This window comes from Reichenbachiella sp., from assembly GCF_039969095.1.
GTDB lineage: Bacteria > Bacteroidota > Bacteroidia > Cytophagales > Cyclobacteriaceae > Reichenbachiella.
The window spans coordinates 38,335-57,523 of sequence record NZ_JBDVOL010000015.1 but is presented as its reverse complement, the minus strand read 5'-3'; the positions used below and the strand labels follow the sequence as shown (position 1 = coordinate 57,523).

The following is a 19,189-nucleotide window of genomic DNA, read 5'->3' as shown; positions in this document are numbered from 1 at the left end:
AGAATTTCGACGAGTATTTAACTCGCTGTTAATTTTGTGCCTCGTGTCATTTCCTTTTTACCTGGAGGTCCATCCAGTTCTTCTGTCGCAAAACCTACTGCTTTCAAGTCCCTTTTAAATTGTCCTTGGGCACAATAAGTTACGAAAATACCATTTGGTTTTAATAGTTCATGCATTTTTCTCAATACGTCCTGAGACCACATTTCAGGCTGTTTGGAAGGTGCAAAAGCATCAAAATAAATGAGATTATAGCTTTCAGGTTGAGGGTTGAACTCTACGATATCAGTCTGGAATTTAGTTAAACTAAAAGTTTGCGAAATTTCCTGCTGTTCTTCCCACTCCACTTCGTGGATTTTTGCAAACAGTTTTTTGGAACCCTCAGATTCTTTTTTGTTTTTATAATTGAGTTGTTCGACCAATTCAGCCTTCAATGGAAATTTTTCAATAGTAGAAAAATTGATTCCTAGATCCTTATTCTCTACCGCTAAAGCTGTCAGCCAGACATTCAATCCAGTGCCAAACCCAATTTCTAAAATACTGATCTCCTTTTGCTCTGGGAATTTTTCACGAAAGTGATCTAAGCCCATTTTCAAAAAAACATATTCAGATTCGGTAATTGCTCCATGTGTAGAATGGTAAGTCTCATTCATTTCAGGAATGAGCAAAGAAGACGAACCATCTCTTGTTTCGATGATTTTGATGTCAGACATTATTGTAAATTAATACCACCGCATGTGCAGCAACTCCTTCTTCTTTACCTACAAAGCCCAATTTCTCAGTGGTTGTCGCTTTGATAGAAACATCGTTTTCTTCAATGTTCATCACGCTAGCCAAGACCTTCTTCATCTCAGGAATATGAGGGTTAATTTTAGGCCTTTGAAGACAGATTGTACAATCTATATTCCCTATTTCATAGTTAGCGACTCGAATTAATTTCATGACATCCGCTAACAATATTTTACTATCAATGCCTTTGTACTTAGGATCTGTATCAGCAAAATGAAAACCAATATCACGCATATTGGCAGCGCCCAGAAGCGCATCACAAATCACATGGATCAATACATCCGCATCAGAATGCCCTACAGCTCCATGAGTATGTGGGACTTCTATTCCCCCCAGCCAGAAAGGTTTTCCCTCTGCCAGTTGGTGTACATCATATCCGTAGCCTACTCTTATGTTTGGTTTCATGATTTTATAGTCTTTGCTTTTTCCCAGTATTCATCCATTTCCGAAAGTGTCATTTCACCCATTTTCTTCCCATCCTTCTTGCTCTCTGATTCAAGGAATTGAAATCTCTTAATAAATTTTTTGTTGGTGCGTTCTAAAGCTTCTTCGGGATCTATGTTTACAAATCTGGAATAGTTCACTAAAGAGAACAACAAATCGCCAAACTCATCTCTGGCTTTTTCCTGATCTTTCTTTTCTACTTCAGCTTTGAATTCCTCTAACTCTTCATGCACCTTGTCCCAAACTTGGTTTTGGTTGTCCCAATCAAAACCTACACCACGGGCTTTTTCTTGAATGCGCATCGCCTTTACCATAGCTGGCAAGGACTTAGGCACTCCACCTAATACAGACACATTCCCCTTTTCTTTTAGCTTGAGCTTTTCCCAATTTTCTTTCACCTGTTTTTCATCCTTCACTTCTACATCACCATAAATATGTGGATGACGATGGACTAACTTATCGCAAATACTATTGAGTACATCAGAGACATCAAATTCGTTGGTCTCAGAAGCAATTCTCGAGTAGAATACCATGTGCAGCATGATATCACCGATTTCCTTTTTTACTTCTTGAAGATCATTCTCTAAAATGGCATCAGAAAGCTCATAAGTTTCTTCAATGGTCAGATGCCTTATGGATTCCAGTGTTTGCTTCTTGTCCCATGGACAATTTTCTCTGAGCTCATCCATGACAGTCAGGAGTCTGTCAAATGCGGCCAATTTGGCGGGACGGTTATGATCTGGCTTACTTTTTGGGGTGGACATGAAAAATGATCTTTGTCATTAATGTGGAACTTTTGGTAAAGCTATTGGCTTTAATGTATAAATTTGCATTCAACTTTTGAAAATATGACTACGATATTATTAGGCATTGGATTTGTGGCAATATTCTTCATTTTCATGAGCGTAAGGCTCATTTTTTTGAAAAATGGGGAATTTAAAGGCACTTGTGCCTCACAAAACCCATATCTGAATAAAGAAGGGGAGGCATGTGGCTATTGTGGTAAAACAGTGGCAGCAGGGGATGCCTGTGGCAATCCAGATAACGAAGTAGATAAAGTCATGAGTAAATTTTAACAACTGTCGATAATAACGACAACCAGCATTTCTAAAAAAAGTATTTAAAAACGTATTACAGGGAGCCTAGGCAATTAATCAGGAGACTTTTCCGATTATCAATGGTTTGTCTACTTTTGCGCACCCAAAAAATCTTATACATCAACTAGATGACACTTATTAAATCAATATCCGGGATTAGAGGCACCATTGGTGGCAAAGAAGGAGAATCCCTTACACCCAATGACGTAGTAAAATATGCTGCAGCATTCGGACACTGGGTCAAGGAAAATTCCGGAATCAATAAAGTAGTAATTGGAAGAGATGCTCGACCTTCTGGTGAGCTGATTACAAAAATAGCCTCTGGCACTTTGCAAGGGTTAGGCATAGATGTGGTAGACCTCGGTCTATCCACAACTCCTACTGTAGAAATGGCAGTGCCTGCAGAAAATGCAGGTGGTGGTATTATCATCACAGCCAGTCACAATCCCAATGGGTGGAATGCTTTAAAGCTCCTCAACTCCAAAGGGGAATTTATTTCTGCTGCAGAAGGCGAAAAGATTTTGGAGTTAGCGGATTCTGGTGAAATCGAATTTGCATTGTCCAAGGACCTTGGCTCTTATGAGCAAAATGATTCTTACATAGATTATCACATCGACAAAATTCTTGAATTGGATTTGGTAGATGTAGAGGCGATCAAAAAAAGGAAATTTAAAATCGGGGTGGATGCAGTCAACTCTACCGGCGGTATTGCTATTCCGAAGTTATTAGATAAACTAGGAGTAACTGATTATAAAATCTTTTTTGGTGAGCCCAATGGTTTGTTTCCTCACAATCCAGAACCTCTTCCAGAAAACATTACACATATCTGTAATGAAGTAGAAAGCGGTCACTTAGATTTAGGAATCGTAGTTGATCCTGATGTGGACCGATTGGCTTTTGTCGGTGACAACGGAGAGCCTTATGGTGAAGAATATACATTGGTGACCATTGCTGACTATGTGGTAAAAAACAAGCCGGGCAATACTGTTTCTAATATGTCTTCGACCCGTGCTTTAAGAGATGTTACAGAAAAAGCGGGTGGTTCCTATGAAGCATCTGCTGTAGGAGAAGTGAATGTGGTCAACAAAATGAAAGCAACCAACGCTATTATTGGAGGAGAAGGTAATGGAGGAATCATATTGCCAGAATTACACTACGGTCGTGATGCTTTGGTCGGGATTGCTCTTTTCTTGACTCATTTAGCCAAATTTGGGAAATCTGCTTCTTTGTTAAGAGCCATGTATCCTAATTATCACATCTCTAAAAACAAGATTGATTTGACTCCTGAAATTGATGTGGACTTAGTGCTGGAAGAAGTGAAAAATAAATACGCAAAGCAGCCTATCAACACGGAAGATGGTGTAAAAATAGAATTTGATAAGGAATGGGTGCATTTGAGAAAATCAAATACAGAACCGATTATCAGAATCTATGCTGAGTCCGATTCCAGAAATACAGCTGATGCCATGGCTAAGAAATTGATAATGGATATCAAAGAGATTGTAACTGAGAAGGTAGAGGATTAATTCTTCTTGCCTAAAATCACTCAACCTTTTCCAAAGTTCAAAACTTTGGAAAAGGTGTTCTTACACTATTCAAAAATCTCTTCAAAAAAATTGGTCATGGCCTGCCAGGCTCTACGGTTAGAAGCCTCTTGGTAAAACATGCCACGATCGTGAAAATTGGCCTTTGGGTTAGTGAATGAATGGCCTGTATGACCAAAAGCCAATATCTGCCAATCCGCATTTCTTTCTGTGAGTTCATGACCCAAAGCAACTGTGCTGTCTGGCTTAGCCAATGGATCTTCCCAGCCATGTAATACCAGAACTGATGCTTTGATATCCCCTTCATGGTTCAATCCTGGCTGATCATAAATACCATGAAAACTAACTACACCATTAATATCTGCACTAGATCTGGCTAGATCTAACATGCACTTGCCTCCAAAACAAAAGCCAATACCTCCACATCTGGTCTCGTCTACCTCGGCGTGTTTCTTTAAAGTATCAAATGCCAAAAGAATATTGTTGAGAAGGAGTGCACGATCATCCAAAAATGGTTGCATCAAAGCATCTGCTTCCTCTGGAGTAGTAGCTCGATTGCCCTGACCATACATGTCCAGCGCAAATCCTACATATCCCAACTTGGCCAATTCTTGAGCTTTGTCAACTTCAAAATCAGATTGGCCTTTGAATGTGTGTGCTACTAAAACCCCAGGTTTTTTTTCAGCCATGGCATCATCCCAACAAATCACGCCTTCAAAAATTTGATTTGATTTTGAATCTTGATAAGTGATTTTCTCTGATTGGATCATTTTACAATTATTAAATGACAATTATTAGTGCGTGATCTTCTTCTGTACTAAGTCTCTGATTTTATAAAATTCGAACTGAAGCTCCGTACCAGATTTTTCATCGAATCTAAAGGTATTGGATTTTGAGTCGTATAAGACTTCATAATATTGCTCCCGTAGTTCACCAGACATGATATGAGAACTCTTGATTTCAGAGTCTCTCAAGCTAAGTTTACTAGCATAATCAATAGGCATTTCTAATATGATGTAATCTTCTAGGTACAGGTCGTGATCATGATCATACATCTCGATTACAATACGATCTTTTGTCTTTTGAAATTGCGTTCTGTATAAAAAGACCAACCCAAAAATATCATCCTCTTCAGGCTCTACCTCATCAAAATTCCGCTTATTGTAATAGGCTACAACCGTTTCAATTTCCTTCCATTTCAACTTAAAACTAGGAGCAGAAATGTAAGCCGTGGACTCCTCATCATCATCAACAAAGGATTTTAAAACTTCTACTCGCTCATACTTTTTCGCTTTGGAGTCTGTCACCTGAAAGACTTTTTCAAAGCGATCTTCTTTTTCAATATAAAGGCTTTGATTATTACCTGTTCCTTCAAATAAGGACAGATTTCCAACAGTTAGTCGTTTAAGCACCAAATAATCATTCTCGTTTTCTGCCTCAGGATTTTGTTTAAAGAAATAGGTTCTTTCTTTCATCCCTTCGCTGTATCCATAGACTTCATCAAAAGAATAAGTATGGAATTCTTTGGTATTCTCATGCTTGATCTCTACGTGATCTAACAGCATACTCATACGGGTAAATGGTATGCGCTCACCAGTTTTTAGCACCAAGCTATCTTGGGCGATTCCAAAATTTTGGATAAAAGTCAATAAAAGGAAAAGCACTAATGCTTTCATGAACCCAGGGTTTGTTACCTATTCTTCTTCAAATATATAAAAGGACAAGAGTCCAATATCCCTACTGATCAGAAAGTATAAAAAAAGTCCCGATTTCCTCGGGACTCCAATCCATAAACCTAATGTATCAAAACTGTATTCTGTATAAAATATCTGGGAAGAATCCGATTTGCTCTACGATATTGATCTCATCGGTTACTTCATTGTATCTCTTCACAAACTCATTTTTTCTGTTGGTTACGTTCTGAAGATCCACGAAAAACTGATGTGAGACGTTCTTTTTAGCACTGTTGATTCTTACGCCAAACTTCACATCCCATCTGAAATAATTTCCATACCTCATCGTATAGGCCTCGTCTTCAAATCTTACTTCTTCTCCTGCATTATCACGTGTGCCATCTAAGTCTATGGGCGTGTATGGTTTGCCTCCTGAAGTCGTCAGCTTGGTGTCAAAAGTCCAAGCATTTTTGTTGCCTTTGCCAAATTTCCATTCCTTGCCAAATAGTACATTGTACACGAAATGATTGTTGAATGCAGTATTTCGTTCAATTCCATCACTTCCTTTGTATTTTGAGTCGAATACTGAAGTAGTCATAAGCAAGTAATAACTATTGCTGAAGAATTTTTCGAGTGTAATTTCAGCTCCATAATTTGTGCCTGTTCCTTCATTAACCAACGACCCTTTTTCCTCATACACAAAATCTGCTCCTTCATTTATGATTGAATAACTACTTGGTGTTTGTTCCACTGGAACGTCAAAGAGGTATTGAAAATAAGTCTCTGCCTTAAGTCTCCAGCTGGGGCCCAGATTGCGATCATAGCCCAGTACTACATGATGACTTTTAGTAAAACCTAAATGGTCGTTGGTCATTTCATAAATGCCTGGGCTAACAGCCTCTTCATAAAAAAGAATTGGGCTTGGTACGGCTTGAGCATGCAGTCCATAAGCAAGGCTTAGTCGCTGTATCGGGTCAAATTGCCAGCTTACAGCCGCACGTGGCTCTAATGCAAAAGCTCCATTATAGCCATGATATTGAGTATGTAAGCCTGCCGTTACACTCACTTCATCTGTAATATTATATTCGGCCTGAGCAAATCCCTGAGTGACAGTGTATTGATCTTTAAAATCTCGTATGAGTACAAAATCATCTGGGATACCATCTCCATTATTATCAGGAATTCCCGCCTGGTTGTCGCGATCTTCAGCAAAGAAATTAGCATCGTACAACTCAGCTACGATTCCAGCCCTTAACGACCAGCTGGCATTGAATTTCTTGTTAAAAGTAGAACTGAGGGTATATCTATTCTCCGTATTTTTCACATTTGTTGCACGGTATTTTTGAATGGTAGAACCTTCACCATCTTTGATTAGGTTGTCTTGCTCATAAGTACCATAAGTAGACGAAACACCAAGAATGGTTTTCAAATATGTAGTTTTATTCAATCTCAATAAATGTGACAATCCAATTATCCCCAAAGAATTGTCTATATACGCATCTTCATTTGGGTTAGCAAAAAGATCAGTTTCATCAATCTCGTCTCCAAAGAAATCAATACTACTCAACCCTCCCAATCCAAAAATTTCAAACCGACCAATCTTGGTATCACCTAGATTGGCTTTGAATGAAAAATCATGATAAATAGGAATGGCGCTCGTTCCTGGTGCTGCAAAACGCGCAATACCGTAGCGATAAGAGGCTACAAAAGATGAATTATTCTCACGGTTTATTGGGCCTTCGGCCATAAATTCCAATCCTGAAAAAGCAGCTAACTGTCCTGTAAACTCATACTTATCTGTATTTCCATTTCTGAAATTCACATCAAAAACTGCTGCATTGGCATTACCGTATTCTGCGGGAAATGCGCCAGTCATAAAATCTGAATTTCTCAACAAATTGGTATTCAAGGCACTCACTGGTCCGCCAGTAGACCCCAATGTATTGTAATGATTCACTGTAGAAACAGGCAATCCTTCTATACGCCAAAGTAAACCGCTTGGTGAATTCCCTCTCACCACAATATCATTTCTGGAATCGTCTGGAGCACTTACTCCAGCAAATGAAGCCGCCATTCTTGCGACATCATTTCGACCACCAGAAAAACGAGTGACTTCTTCTAAACTAAATGTTCTAGCGCTGACTTTGGCCAATTCATTGATAGGTAAATCTTTATTTGAATTTGCGGTAATCACGATTTCTTCCATTTTCTCTACAGATTCCTCTAATTTAATCTGTAGCACTACTTCCTTACCTGTTGTTACGAGTACGTTGGGAATTGTCTGATTTTTATAGCCTAAGTATTGTACCATCAGTGTTTGTCTGCCAATGGGCACATTCTCTAATTTGAAATAGCCATCCATATCTGCTACCGTTCCTAGATAGGGATCTGACCCTATCAAACCCACTGTAGCACCAAAGAGGGGGTATTCTGCTTGAGCATCGAGTATTTGCCCTTTCACCGTCTGGGTCTGAGCTTTGGCCTTGAGGCTAATCAAAGCGACCAACAAGCCAATTGCAATTATCAATTTTTTGTTCATGGTTTCTGGTATTGAGTTTTTATTACAGACCCGAAATTAGAGCCGAGGTTTACATCCGAAGTACTTTAAATGACTGAGTTGGGAAAATTTCTGGATGAAGCGGGGAAATCAATGGATGAAATTTTCGATCTGAGCCAATGATCTCAAATACTATTTGTACGGTTTCGGCTTTGGAAATTCCCGCTTCACTGGATTACATGATCTGATATGACTAAAAACCTAATAATATTGTAGTATGAAATGGCCGAATGAAAAAGTGATTAGATGGATTGGAATTCCTGTCGTGGCGCTCTTAATGTCCTTCATTATCAAAGATCATGAACATGAGAAGAACAGTTTCCTTGAAAATTTTTTGATCTCCCTCCTTTTTACTGTTACGCTTTGGAATGGAGCCGTGCTGATTATTTTTGGGTTCAGAATAAAGTATCCTCAAATCGATTTGACAGCAAAAAGGCTGTTGCTAACCATTTTATCAGTTGGTCTGTTCTTGGTGATCTGTCCAAATGTGATTCGTCTTGCTCTGGGCATTGTTGAACTGGAAGAATTGAATGATCTTAGAAACATCTTTATGAATTCCGAAATTAATATGGTGGCGGCATTCATGGTCTCCTCGATATATGAAGGAGCTTACTTCTTTGGCAAATGGAAAGAGTCCTTTGCCCTAGCCGAGAAATTAAAAAATCAACAAATCAGAACTCAATTTGAGGTGTTACAAAATCAGATGAGCCCCCATTTTTTGTTCAACAGCCTGAATACCCTGACCACACTCATCGCAGAAAACCAAAAAACTGCCATTGACTTTACTCAGACCTTGTCGGAAGTTTATAGATACATACTTCAAAATAAAGAGAGGGAGCTAGTGGAGCTAAAGGAAGAACTGGCCTTTTCAAAATCATATGTTTATCTATTACAAATGCGCTATCCAGAAAATTTGAAGGTCAACTTTTCGATAGACATCAAATATGAGGATCGATATATCGCTCCGCTCACACTACAAATGCTTATCGAAAATGCCATCAAGCACAATGTGATTTCAAAATTAGACCCCTTGCAAATTGATATCTATGTTGAAAAAGGAGAAGTACTGGTGGTGAAGAATAACCTTAAACCAAAGAATACTTTAGAAAAGTCAACCAAGACTGGATTGGCTAATATCAGAAAACGATATGAGTATCTTGGTCAACGCAATATAGATGTGATCACCTCTCAGAAAAATTATATGGTAGCTGTACCTTTGATTGAAATGTTAACCGAATTAGAATTTGCTAAAGAAAACAGCCTATGAAGGTTTTGATCATTGAAGACGAGGCGCCCGCTTTTCGCAGACTACAAAAATTGCTAGAGGAGATAGATACAACGATCGAGATTGTTGAGGTTTTTGACGGTGTAAAAGAAACTGTGAAATGGCTCAATCATCATCAGTGTCCAGATCTTATTTTTATGGACATTCAGCTGAGCGATGGGCTCAGCTTTGAAATTTTCGAACAGGCCGAAATCAAAAAGCCAGTCATTTTCACAACCGCGTTTGATGAATATATGCTGAAGGCTTTTAAAGTAAATAGCATCGACTACCTACTCAAACCAATCAACAAGGATGAATTACAGCGAAGTTTAGATAAGTATCGAATGCTGAAATCTCAATTTGCTAACGTTCAACCGCCGTCGATTCAGGAGCTCATAAAAAACATCCGATTAGACGACCGAAAGTTCAAGTCAAGGTTTTTAGTAAAAATGGGTGAGAAAATGATGTCGGTTGAAACAGAAGATATTTTGTGTTTTTACGCCAACTCTGGTCTGGTCTATCTGCTCACAAAAGGCGGGAAAAAATACCTGATGGATCAAACTTTGGATGACATTTGTAAAGAACTTGACCCTGAAAAGTACTACAGAGCCAATAGACAGTACATATTGAATTACGCGGCCATTGATGCGGTTCATAAGTTTGGAAAGAGCAAACTATTAGTGGAAACAACCTTTGTGCACGAAGAGCAAATTATTGTAAGTAGCGAAAAAGCCACTGCTTTTAAACAGTGGCTCGGCTAATTTCTCTTTTAAAGTCTAATATTATTGACCTATTAAGAATGATTCGTCAGGTGTACCGACGAAGCAATTAGGCGTCACAGGAAATTCTGCAGTAATTACATAATAATACGTCCCATCTGGATATTCTGGAGTAACACCATTTCGACCATTGCATTCATCAAGATCACCTATGCTTGAATCATACTCATAATCTTGAATATAATAACCGTCATATGCACCATCAGGAGCTGTGGTTCCATCGCCTGGTCTGTCTCCATCCTTGATCTTATAGCTAGATTTTAGCTCCTTAATACCGCTCTCTGGATCATCGGCATCGATATATCCATACTTATAATAAATAGGGAATCCATCTGCAGCAAAACCATAAATCAAAGAATGACGGCTTCCATCCTCCTCATCTGCCAAGGCTACAATGTCTCCATGATAGTGATAGTTGCCAGCACTGGTAACATGTGCGCCATATTTATCAAGGCCTGTTTCGTCTTCCTCTGTCACTTTTGCTTGCCACTCCCAATTTTCCTCTCCAGTATCTGGGTTCTCCCATGGTTTCAATCCCATCGGGTGAAATTCTACGCCATTTACTGCTGTCCCGAATTGCCAGAAATTTTGATTTGAAGGAGTTGGGCCACCAGTCTCATCATACACATACGTGATACTTCCCGCATCTTCCGGTGTCAAATCAAAATCGTGAGAATCTTCAATAGCTGTCGGCTCAGCATTTGGAAAATTCTCTACATCATGACTTGGATATTGGTTAGAAGAAATCGTTCTGACATCTCCATCGATAGAAAAACACACTTGACTAACTGTCGTACTTGTTGTTTCACAGGAAGTCGTAGAACCATCTTCAGCATCATACTGATGGTCATACACGTGATTTCCAGTATAGGGAATCAGTTTAAAATAATAAGACATATCCGATTCCAAAATAGAAATATCTAATGAACTTACAGAAGTTCCATTATAGATCAACTGCTGCCCTACTCCCTGATAAGACGTACTTCCGTCATCATCATCACCATCAGTCAATTCGGTAAAACTGTCTTCGGTATTGATTAAAATCGCATACCCGTCTACACCATTTATCTCCGTCCAAGAGTCAATGGTCAACCCATTGCCATCCTGATTACTAAAAGTAAAGTCGGCTATGGTGGTCTCTGAACTTTCATTTATTGTCACGCTAAAAGTATCAGAAACGGAAGCGTCGCTCGGATCTTCCGCAGTTACTGTCACATCAGCAGTTCCAATTCCTACTTCTGTGATGGTCAGGGTAGTTCCAGAAATGCTAACTGTGACCACTGTCTCATCCTCACTGGTGGCTGTTAATGTCAATTCGTCTACATCCGCATCCTCAAAAACATTGGCTAGTTCGACTGTTGCTGCGCTAAATCCTTCAGTAAAAGTTTGGTCAGAAATTTGATTCTTAACAGTCGGTGCATTATTCGTATCTCCCTCTTCAGAAATTTTTAAGGTAAAGGAGTCCGATACGCTCTCTCCTTCTTCGTCCACAGCTTTTACCGTGACATTTGTTGAGCCGTTGCCTACTTCAGTCAATGTAAGGGTAGTTCCAGATATGCCAACAGTGGCCACATCCTCATCACTCGATGTGGCAGTTAAAGTCAAATCATCCCCATCGGCATCCGTAAAAACATCTGCAAGAGCCACTGTCTGCGTGCCAAAACCGGATGTCAGCGCCAAATCTGGAATATCATCTTCGATAGTAGGTGCATTGTTTTCGTCTTGTTCGGGCTCATCTTCTGTACAAGCCCAAATAAAATTCAGCAGCAGCATCGCTACTATAATTGATTTAATTTGATTCGTGATTTTTCTCATAACTAGTATTTTATGATGGTTGAGACCCGATCCTTATCTAGTCGAAAAGATCTCTTTTTACTGTGAAAAGCAGCTTTAATAATATTCGTTTGATTCTCTATAGTTTCTAATAATACCGTATTGTCAACTTTAATAGTAGAGATTTCCTGAAGGGGCACATCTAGTTTTGCCGTCACTACTATGATATCATCTAGAAAAGTAAACGCTTGGTAGTCGAACGAAGCAATAGCTTCGTTAATCGATAGACTCATGTGAGCATTTAGATATTGAGACAGTGCACAATTCCAGTCTTCTTTGGATTTTCCTGCGTTATTGCCGACTGCCTCTACCAGATTGGCCTTGTCTAATCGAATTTCCATAAAATAGGCCTGGTCTTGCTCAAACAATTCAAACAAACCAAAATTCAACTCATGTGCTTTGACTGAATCAACACCTACTAAGACATTCAAAATTAGAATGGTAATACAAACTTTTCTCCTCATGGCTGACTGGCAAAATAAATAAACTTACATAGATACAACGAGACAAAACGATACAACCCTACTTACCCTGTCACTAATGGAGAAACCTTTTTTATTCAATCCGTAATAATTCTCACGTTCTGTTGCCATTTTGTTAATTTATTAACTACTTCTTTTTCTTTTTGACAAAAAAAGACATCAAACCAATTTTCCCAATTATCTTTGAACCCTGAATAATTAATCCTCGTTGAAGGAATCACTTCCGGACAGAACGAAATGAACAAAACAACATTAAATAATATCTCAATAATGAACATCTGTTGGATGTGTTGTTGCTGTATGCTTTCATATAGCGGGAGATATACATTTAATGAATTATTGAAGAAGACTAGTTAATCAACATAACAATAAGACATTAAAAAGCCTCTCCCGAGAAATCAGGAGAGGCTTTTTTATTGGACTAAAATCAGAATATACCATGCAAAGTTTTAGATCAGAACTTGAAAATCTAGAAAATCCAGTTGTCCAAAAAGACATCATTGCCCTGGCAGACAAAATTCAAATTTTCCGTGAAGGTAAAATTGATCCAGACAAATTCAGAAGTCTCAGACTCGCTCGTGGGGTTTACGGTCAACGCCAGCCTGGCAACCAGATGGTTCGTATCAAGATACCATTCGGTAAAATGACCGTGAAGCAGTTGAGAAGAATTGCGGACATCTCCAATGAATTTGGAGGAGGCAATCTACATGCTACCACTCGTCAGGACATTCAGATTCACTATGTGAGCTTAGATCGCACACCAGAACTTTGGGCCAAGCTGGAGCAAGACGATATTACCGTTCGCGAAGCTTGTGGAAACACACTTAGAAATGTTACGGCTTCGCCAGTGGCCGGCATTGATAAGGACGAACCTTTTGATGTTTCTCCTTATGCACATTCACTCTTTAAGTACTTTTTGAGAAACCCTGTATGTCAGGAAATGGGACGTAAGTTCAAAATCTCCTTTTCATCCAGTGAAAAAGATACGGGTATCTCTTTCATTCACGACATTGGTTTTATCCCAAAGGTGAAAAAAGAAGGAGGTAAAGAAATCCGAGGATTTAAAGTCATGATTGGTGGCGGGCTAGGAGCTCAGCCAGTACCTGCTCAAAAGGCATTTGATTTCTTGCCAGAAGATCAAATCATTCCTTTCGCTGAAGCTTTGCTTCGAGTTTTCGATCGCTATGGCGAAAGAAAAAGAAGAATGAAAGCTCGTTTCAAATTCTTGATAACAGAAATCGGAATTGACGAAGTGATGCGATTGGTAGAGGAAGAAAGAAAAGCCTTGAGTACGCAATCATACGTAGTGAAAAATCTTTTGGGACAACCCAGATTACCTGAGAAATTAGTTTTTTCAGATAAGTCTATCAAAGACCTGGAAAAATACGAAGCGTGGAGAAGTACCAACGTGTGGGAACAAAAACAAGAAGGTTTTTATGCGGTATCCATCAAATTGCCAAACGGCGATATGAACTGGGAAAAAGCACATGCCTTTGGTGATGTAGTATTAAAATATGCGGCTGATGATATTCGCGTGACCGTGAATCAAGGTTATATCTTAAGATTTGTAAAAGAAGAAAGCTTGAAGTCGCTATATGCAGAATTGGAAGCTTTGAACCTCGCAGATCCTGGATTCAACAGTACAGCAGACATCATTGCTTGTGCAGGTACAGATACTTGTAACTTAGGTATTTCAAACAGTACAAGAGTGGCTCTGGAGCTGGAAAACGTAATAGAACAGGAGTATCCTGAGTTGATCAAAAACAATGCCCTCCACATCAAAATCAGTGGATGTCCTAACTCTTGTGGTCAGCATGCCATTGCATCAATCGGGTTTCACGGTTCGTCTTTGAGAAACAAAGTGAATAAGAAAACGGTCCCTGCTGTGCAAGTGTTGCTTGGTGGTGGATTGGGCAAAAATGGAGATGGATTCATCGCGGAGAAAGTGATTAAAGTACCAAGTAAGCGTACGCCAGATGTACTTCGTGTTTTGTTCAACGACTACGAAGAAAATTCAAACGAAGGTGAGTACTATTACGACTACTTCCGAAGACAAGGCAAAGATTATTTCTACCAGTTGTTGAAGTTTTTGGCTGACTTAGAAACACTCAAACCAACCGATTATATCGACTGGGGTAAAGAAGCACAGTTTGAAGTAGAAACAGAAGTTGGAGAATGTGCCGGCGTAATTATCGACTTATTTTCAACTTTGATGCACGATGCAGAAGAAAAATTCGTGTGGGCGCAGGAAGCGTTTGACGGTGGCAGCATCGCTGATTCTATCTACCATACCTACAATGTGTTTATCAATGCGGCTAAAGCGCTATTGATTGACAAAGGCATCACGGTAAACAATCAAGTGACGGTGATGAAATCGTTTCAGGACGAATTTGGTGAGAGTTTTGATAGCCTTACAGGCGGGTCATTCAAAGACTTTGTTTTGAAAATCAATCAAAATGAACCATCAGAAGCATTTGCTAATGCCTACAGAGAGGATGCAGCCAGATTCTTAGAAAGAGTAAAAGAAGTACAAAAAGATCTGTTGGTGGAAGAGCCAGCGTAAGTAGAAAAAAACGAATGAAAAATCTAAAAGCTCCTAAATTAACCTTGGTGGGTGCAGGTCCGGGTGATCCGGATTTGATCACCCTCAAAGGAATCAAAGCTTTGAAAGCTGCTGACGTTGTCTTATACGACGCTTTGGCTAATGAAGAGCTTTTGGATTTTTGTTCTCCAGATACCAAAAAGGTATTCGTGGGCAAGCGTGCTGGTCTGCACCACTACCAGCAACATGTGATCAATCAGATGATTGTTGATCATGCGATCCAATCTGGACATGTGGTAAGACTAAAAGGTGGTGATCCTTATGTGTTTGGCAGAGGGCATGAAGAGCTGGAATATGCAGAGAAGCATGGCCTGATCGTGGACTTAGTACCGGGTGTAACTAGTGCTATCTCTGTTCCCGCACTCAACCAAATTCCGCTGACCCGAAGGGGAATCAATGAAAGTTTTTGGGTGATGACAGGTACCACTAGAAGTGGTCAGTTGTCTTCCGACATCGAGCATGCGGCAAAGTCAAGTGCTACCAGTGTGATCCTGATGGGTGTGAAAAAATTGCCAGAAATTCTAGCGATTTATTCCGCTAGTGGTAAGGCAGAAACTCCAGCCGCAATCATCCAGAATGGCTCTAGGCCAGACGAAAAAATTGTGATTGGAAATGTCAGCAACCTACAGGAACTGGCATTAAAAAATAATATTGGCTCTCCTGCTATAATAGTCATTGGAGAAACTGTAGCTTTAGGTAAAGAAAAACTAAACATCGCTTTGGATAAAATCGTTTTATCCAAATAAACTCCCCAAAACCATGAAATCGCTCAAAAACGGTAACAATCTATTTCCAGTATTTTTCAAACTGGAGCAATTGCAATTGCTTATAGTAGGTGGCGGTCATGTGGGGTTAGAAAAACTCACGGCTGTATTGACAAACAGTCCATCCACCAGCATTCGATTGGTCGCTAAAGAAATCAGTGACGAAGTACGTGACTTTGTAAAAGATCACCCAAATGTAAAACTGATCGAAAGAGAATTCAGGCCTTATGATCTGGAAGATATCGAACTAGTGATCGTAGGCATCGACGATACGCGAACTAGTGAGCTCATCAGAGATATGGCTAAAGTCAGAGGCCTCTTGGTCAACGTGGCTGACAAACCAGAGCTGTGTGACTTCTATCTGGGTTCTGTGGTGAAAAAAGGCGACCTCAAAATCGCCATTTCTACCAACGGAAAGTCTCCTACCGTAGCCAAGCGCATCAAAGAATATTTAAACGAATCCATCCCGGAATCAATCGACGAAGTACTACAAAACATGAGCAAAATCCGTGAAAAGCTGCATGGCAACTTCGACTTCAAAGTGCGCACACTCAATAGCATTACTAAGGATTGGTTAAAGAAATAGCGAATCGACTCCAAAAAGCCTTTCCTAAATTCAAGCTCGTGAGATGGATTTCGCTGCGAAAAACCATGAACACCTAATATTAGTGAAACTTTCTAATTTCTTCTAGCAGGTCATTTGGATTTTGTCTGTTGTCCGTTATGGTCAGTATTTCTATCTCGTTGGCATGGATTCGATAGTAGAAGGATGTTAGTTTTGAAACTACGCACTTATAAATGCCAGAAAAGGATTCGGATTTCGGACAAGATTCAGGAAAACTCTCAATTTTAGAAATTGATTGTTTCAGTTCTTTTAGAAATTTACGCTTTGATTTCTCTCCCCACTCGGAATTTAAATATTTTACTAGAGATTCAAGTTTAAATTCAGCTACGGGAGAGAGGTAGACTTTATGTTTGTTCATGAAATCTTGGCTAGAAAAGAATCAAATGAAGTTCTTTTACCCTCGCTTAGTTGGGTTAAAGCAATTTCAATCTCTTCTTTTTCAGCTACCGTTAGAGAACTACCAAAATCGTCTTGTTGACCAACAATCAATGCTTTAATCTTTCCAAGAATTGTTGGGTTGTCAAGATTCAGAATCAACTTCGCAAGTTCTATTTTAGACGTTTGAATATCCATACTCAAAGATATAAAAAAGTAAATAAAAGCCGTTTTCGCTAACATTTATGTAACTGTAACTAGTTACTTCTATTATAGAATTAACTATAAGTGTGTTTTTTTAAGTTTACGAATTTCTCTCAAACTGCGGCGGGAAGGCTCTGCTGAAAAACCTTAGAGAGTAAGATAGAAAATCTAAAGAACAAGGACAATTGGGTTTTTGATTAAAGAGGTTAATTCAAGTAACCTCTTTAATGTTTAGTGCTGCACACTCCTTAATTTCAACAGTAGATCGCCATTTAAAGAAGTCGCTTTCAGCGTATCGTTGACTTCTTGAAGTTGTAGATCTGTGATAATAAACCTGAGTTCAAAGTCATTCGAAACGCCTTCTAATATCATGTCAGATGGGTCAAGGTTTGATGCGTATTCTTTTCCATTTGATGCGATCAACTCATTTATCTTCTTGCCTAAGAATAGGTCAGTTGTATCCCCTTTACCGACAAACGAAAGACCCAAAGTATCTCCCTTATTGAAGAGTAGCTGATAAGAACTCCCTTCAATTTCAAAAATGTGTTTTGCAGACTCTCCTTGATAGTCGTATAGATAAATTCTTGTCAGGTAATCAAACTGATCCAATGGAATCACTCTGTTGGGCTCAGTTGAAAAGCCAAAGTAAGCATCCGAACTATTGATGTACTTATAAGTATAAGTAAACCCCATGGACCTCATATAAATTTCCGCTTCGTTGCGGTATTTGTTGGAATCGAGCGAGAGCACAATAAGAGAATCCAACTGCTGTTGGAAAATGGGGCGAATACTCGCTAAGCCATGGTAGTCGTCTAAGTAGTTTACAATGGAGTACACCTCGTTGTGCAAAGAGTCTGACAATACGCCTTCGTTGGTATCCTCTTGTTGGGCATAGAACCAATCTGGCAAACTGTCTGTCTCCCAAATCACTTCATTTTCTATTTTTCCGTTTTTGATTAAATCATGATCCTTCAAAATAGTATTCAGTCGGTTGACCTGGCTTTTTTCGCTCATGGTGAACATACCCCAAGGACCAAAAGACATCAAGCCTAAAGTGATAGCCAGAGACATGGGAATAAATTTGATATTGGTTCGTCCTATGGTAAAATAAGTGGCTACAAGTGTCAGCCAAATGCCCAGCAATACAATCACATATCGATTGATGGTCAGTCCATAATCTGCTATGCGCATAGCAATAGCGAAAAAGAGCAAAATGATTAATGGATATAATAGCGAATAAAACACTTTCGAGGATTTCTTGATCCAGGCATTCTCCTTCAGTTCCCCGTAAGGGTAAAACAAAAGAACAGTCAGAATGCCCAAGACTGAAACACACGAAATCAAATACGATACGATGCCTTTCGGCCAATCCCAAAAGAGGATGATTTTTGTCCCATAAGCGTATAGGATCAGCAGATAGAGAACGAGCAAAGGAAGTAGCACATACTGCGCAAACACTTTGAGCCCTTTGGGATAATCCCTTTGATCGTCCAGTTCTTCCAAGTCATCCGGAATACCAGCTAAAAAGAACCAAGTGTTGAAAATCCCCACAATGACAATGAATAATTCAAAATACAATTTATCCTGAATCTCCATATCGAAGAGCAGCTTTAGCGCAGTCAATGCTAAGACTAAACCAACATACAAAAAGCCAGAATATAAAATGGACGTCAATATTCGAATGAAAAGTGTTTTGTTAAAATTCCAAAACCCATTCAGTTGTTGACCCCAGAAATAGGGACTAAATGAAACCAGCAAGTGAACGATGATATTGAAAATCCCATATCTGATGTAAGGAATGGAAGTGTTGTGAGTGTGTTCGGAGTCTGGCAACGACATAAATATGGCCAACAACACCAGAACCGCAATCACATGAGAGCCAATACTTGCCGAACTGCCAATGCCCTTTTTTGAGCTGATAATGGTCACACAGAAAAACAACGGGATACCCAAAGCCAAGGTGATCATGCTGTTGATGTAAGGAAAATAATTGGTAATATCGTCTTCAAACTCAACCATGTAGATGGCGAGACAGACCCCACAAAAAGCACTTAATAGGGTGAGAGGAAATCTCAGCAGAGATTCTTTGGCAGAACTGAGCAGATAATTAATGGATGGAAGGTTCATAATAGAAGTTTTTAGTTTATTCCATTATGAAAA

18 protein-coding genes are annotated in these 19,189 nt (G+C 39.3%); 7 read left to right on the top strand and 11 right to left on the bottom strand.

From position 1 onward, the window contains the following. Nucleotides 1–17 precede the first annotated feature (17 nt). From mnmD to mazG, 3 genes are read right to left on the bottom strand one after another with little or no spacing between them, the layout of a single operon-like run. Nucleotides 18–710, bottom strand: a complete 693-nt coding sequence (gene mnmD / locus ABJH98_RS15625) for a tRNA (5-methylaminomethyl-2-thiouridine)(34)-methyltransferase MnmD (RefSeq protein WP_348308635.1) — start codon at nucleotides 708–710, stop codon at nucleotides 18–20. Beyond that, complete coding sequence (ispF, locus tag ABJH98_RS15620) at nucleotides 703–1,191, bottom strand: 2-C-methyl-D-erythritol 2,4-cyclodiphosphate synthase (protein ID WP_348308634.1); 489 nt, start codon at nucleotides 1,189–1,191, stop codon at nucleotides 703–705. The genes mnmD and ispF overlap by 8 nt, the downstream gene beginning before the upstream one ends. Beyond that, the gene (gene mazG, locus ABJH98_RS15615) at nucleotides 1,188–1,994 is read right to left on the bottom strand and encodes a nucleoside triphosphate pyrophosphohydrolase (protein ID WP_348308633.1); all 807 of its coding nucleotides are present in this window, start codon (nucleotides 1,992–1,994) and stop codon (nucleotides 1,188–1,190) included. The genes ispF and mazG overlap by 4 nt, the downstream gene beginning before the upstream one ends. 84 nt (nucleotides 1,995–2,078) lie before the next feature. On the opposite strand from mazG, the gene ABJH98_RS15610 reads away from it, so the two are divergent. Together ABJH98_RS15610 and glmM are read left to right on the top strand one after the other, a co-directional pair. Further along, entirely contained in the window at nucleotides 2,079–2,306 is a 228-nt protein-coding gene (locus ABJH98_RS15610; protein ID WP_348308632.1) for a hypothetical protein, read from the top strand. A gap of 149 nt (nucleotides 2,307–2,455) precedes the next feature. After that, nucleotides 2,456–3,853, top strand: coding sequence for a phosphoglucosamine mutase (glmM, locus tag ABJH98_RS15605; RefSeq protein WP_348308631.1), 1,398 nt, complete (start codon nucleotides 2,456–2,458; stop codon nucleotides 3,851–3,853). Between the two features lie 65 nt (nucleotides 3,854–3,918). Here glmM and ABJH98_RS15600 read toward each other — a convergent pair whose 3' ends face one another. The 3 genes from ABJH98_RS15600 to ABJH98_RS15590 all read right to left on the bottom strand — a co-directional run bounded on the left by ABJH98_RS15600 (nucleotide 3,919) and on the right by ABJH98_RS15590 (nucleotide 8,083). Next, a complete protein-coding gene (locus tag ABJH98_RS15600; protein ID WP_348308630.1) occupies nucleotides 3,919–4,641 on the bottom strand; it encodes a dienelactone hydrolase family protein in 723 nt (240 codons plus the stop codon). A 24-nt stretch (nucleotides 4,642–4,665) separates the two neighbouring features. Beyond that, on the bottom strand, nucleotides 4,666–5,547 hold the full coding sequence (locus ABJH98_RS15595) for a hypothetical protein (RefSeq protein ID WP_348308629.1): 882 nt from the start codon (nucleotides 5,545–5,547) through the stop codon (nucleotides 4,666–4,668). Between the two features lie 127 nt (nucleotides 5,548–5,674). After that, a complete protein-coding gene (locus tag ABJH98_RS15590; RefSeq protein ID WP_348308628.1) occupies nucleotides 5,675–8,083 on the bottom strand; it encodes a TonB-dependent receptor in 2,409 nt (802 codons plus the stop codon). Between the two features lie 235 nt (nucleotides 8,084–8,318). Between ABJH98_RS15590 and ABJH98_RS15585 the strand changes: the two genes are divergently transcribed. After that, nucleotides 8,319–9,368, top strand: coding sequence for a histidine kinase (locus ABJH98_RS15585; protein ID WP_348308627.1), 1,050 nt, complete (start codon nucleotides 8,319–8,321; stop codon nucleotides 9,366–9,368). Beyond that, nucleotides 9,365–10,126 carry a LytTR family DNA-binding domain-containing protein gene (locus ABJH98_RS15580; RefSeq protein WP_348308626.1) on the top strand — a complete coding sequence of 254 codons (762 nt, stop codon included), beginning with the start codon at nucleotides 9,365–9,367 and terminating at the stop codon, nucleotides 10,124–10,126. The genes ABJH98_RS15585 and ABJH98_RS15580 overlap by 4 nt, the downstream gene beginning before the upstream one ends. A gap of 21 nt (nucleotides 10,127–10,147) precedes the next feature. Here the strand turns inward: ABJH98_RS15580 and ABJH98_RS15575 are convergent, their stop codons facing one another. Both ABJH98_RS15575 and ABJH98_RS15570 read right to left on the bottom strand, forming a co-directional pair. Next, nucleotides 10,148–11,959: a YHYH protein gene (locus ABJH98_RS15575; protein ID WP_348308625.1), complete on the bottom strand. Its 1,812-nt coding sequence runs from the start codon at nucleotides 11,957–11,959 to the stop codon at nucleotides 10,148–10,150. Nucleotides 11,960–11,961: 2 nt separating this feature from the next. Then, a complete protein-coding gene (locus tag ABJH98_RS15570; RefSeq protein ID WP_348308624.1) occupies nucleotides 11,962–12,441 on the bottom strand; it encodes a DUF6702 family protein in 480 nt (159 codons plus the stop codon). Between the two features lie 457 nt (nucleotides 12,442–12,898). Here ABJH98_RS15570 and ABJH98_RS15565 point away from each other — a divergent pair, with 457 nt between their 5' ends. Genes ABJH98_RS15565 through ABJH98_RS15555 form a run of 3 tightly spaced genes read left to right on the top strand, consistent with a single transcriptional unit; the run spans nucleotide 12,899 to nucleotide 16,411 of the window. Beyond that, the gene (locus ABJH98_RS15565; RefSeq protein ID WP_348308623.1) at nucleotides 12,899–15,022 is read left to right on the top strand and encodes a nitrite/sulfite reductase; all 2,124 of its coding nucleotides are present in this window, start codon (nucleotides 12,899–12,901) and stop codon (nucleotides 15,020–15,022) included. Between the two features lie 14 nt (nucleotides 15,023–15,036). Then, nucleotides 15,037–15,807 (top strand): uroporphyrinogen-III C-methyltransferase, encoded by a 771-nt coding sequence (cobA, locus tag ABJH98_RS15560; RefSeq protein WP_348308622.1) that lies wholly within the window; start codon nucleotides 15,037–15,039, stop codon nucleotides 15,805–15,807. A 13-nt stretch (nucleotides 15,808–15,820) separates the two neighbouring features. Continuing rightward, nucleotides 15,821–16,411, top strand: a complete 591-nt coding sequence (locus tag ABJH98_RS15555) for a bifunctional precorrin-2 dehydrogenase/sirohydrochlorin ferrochelatase (RefSeq protein ID WP_348308621.1) — start codon at nucleotides 15,821–15,823, stop codon at nucleotides 16,409–16,411. Between the two features lie 79 nt (nucleotides 16,412–16,490). Here ABJH98_RS15555 and ABJH98_RS15550 read toward each other — a convergent pair whose 3' ends face one another. From ABJH98_RS15550 to ABJH98_RS15540, 3 genes are all read right to left on the bottom strand, one after another. Continuing rightward, nucleotides 16,491–16,808, bottom strand: a complete 318-nt coding sequence (locus ABJH98_RS15550) for a type II toxin-antitoxin system RelE/ParE family toxin (RefSeq protein ID WP_348308620.1) — start codon at nucleotides 16,806–16,808, stop codon at nucleotides 16,491–16,493. After that, nucleotides 16,805–17,023, bottom strand: coding sequence for a hypothetical protein (locus ABJH98_RS15545; RefSeq protein ID WP_348308619.1), 219 nt, complete (start codon nucleotides 17,021–17,023; stop codon nucleotides 16,805–16,807). The genes ABJH98_RS15550 and ABJH98_RS15545 overlap by 4 nt, the downstream gene beginning before the upstream one ends. A gap of 237 nt (nucleotides 17,024–17,260) precedes the next feature. After that, entirely contained in the window at nucleotides 17,261–19,156 is a 1,896-nt protein-coding gene (locus ABJH98_RS15540) for a DUF4153 domain-containing protein (protein ID WP_348308618.1), read from the bottom strand. Nucleotides 19,157–19,189 lie beyond the last annotated feature (33 nt).

What these genes read in the sequence shown, in the direction of transcription:
- mnmD (WP_348308635.1), bottom strand. Translation starts at nt 710, where the DNA reads ATGTCTGACATCAAAATCATCGAAACAAGAGATGGTTCGTCTTCTTTG.
- ispF (WP_348308634.1), bottom strand. Translation starts at nt 1,191, where the DNA reads ATGAAACCAAACATAAGAGTAGGCTACGGATATGATGTACACCAACTG.
- mazG (WP_348308633.1), bottom strand. Translation starts at nt 1,994, where the DNA reads ATGTCCACCCCAAAAAGTAAGCCAGATCATAACCGTCCCGCCAAATTG.
- ABJH98_RS15610 (WP_348308632.1), top strand. Translation starts at nt 2,079, where the DNA reads ATGACTACGATATTATTAGGCATTGGATTTGTGGCAATATTCTTCATT.
- glmM (WP_348308631.1), top strand. Translation starts at nt 2,456, where the DNA reads ATGACACTTATTAAATCAATATCCGGGATTAGAGGCACCATTGGTGGC.
- ABJH98_RS15600 (WP_348308630.1), bottom strand. Translation starts at nt 4,641, where the DNA reads ATGATCCAATCAGAGAAAATCACTTATCAAGATTCAAAATCAAATCAA.
- ABJH98_RS15595 (WP_348308629.1), bottom strand. Translation starts at nt 5,547, where the DNA reads ATGAAAGCATTAGTGCTTTTCCTTTTATTGACTTTTATCCAAAATTTT.
- ABJH98_RS15590 (WP_348308628.1), bottom strand. Translation starts at nt 8,083, where the DNA reads ATGAACAAAAAATTGATAATTGCAATTGGCTTGTTGGTCGCTTTGATT.
- ABJH98_RS15585 (WP_348308627.1), top strand. Translation starts at nt 8,319, where the DNA reads ATGAAATGGCCGAATGAAAAAGTGATTAGATGGATTGGAATTCCTGTC.
- ABJH98_RS15580 (WP_348308626.1), top strand. Translation starts at nt 9,365, where the DNA reads ATGAAGGTTTTGATCATTGAAGACGAGGCGCCCGCTTTTCGCAGACTA.
- ABJH98_RS15575 (WP_348308625.1), bottom strand. Translation starts at nt 11,959, where the DNA reads ATGAGAAAAATCACGAATCAAATTAAATCAATTATAGTAGCGATGCTG.
- ABJH98_RS15570 (WP_348308624.1), bottom strand. Translation starts at nt 12,441, where the DNA reads ATGAGGAGAAAAGTTTGTATTACCATTCTAATTTTGAATGTCTTAGTA.
- ABJH98_RS15565 (WP_348308623.1), top strand. Translation starts at nt 12,899, where the DNA reads ATGCAAAGTTTTAGATCAGAACTTGAAAATCTAGAAAATCCAGTTGTC.
- cobA (WP_348308622.1), top strand. Translation starts at nt 15,037, where the DNA reads ATGAAAAATCTAAAAGCTCCTAAATTAACCTTGGTGGGTGCAGGTCCG.
- ABJH98_RS15555 (WP_348308621.1), top strand. Translation starts at nt 15,821, where the DNA reads ATGAAATCGCTCAAAAACGGTAACAATCTATTTCCAGTATTTTTCAAA.
- ABJH98_RS15550 (WP_348308620.1), bottom strand. Translation starts at nt 16,808, where the DNA reads ATGAACAAACATAAAGTCTACCTCTCTCCCGTAGCTGAATTTAAACTT.
- ABJH98_RS15545 (WP_348308619.1), bottom strand. Translation starts at nt 17,023, where the DNA reads ATGGATATTCAAACGTCTAAAATAGAACTTGCGAAGTTGATTCTGAAT.
- ABJH98_RS15540 (WP_348308618.1), bottom strand. Translation starts at nt 19,156, where the DNA reads ATGAACCTTCCATCCATTAATTATCTGCTCAGTTCTGCCAAAGAATCT.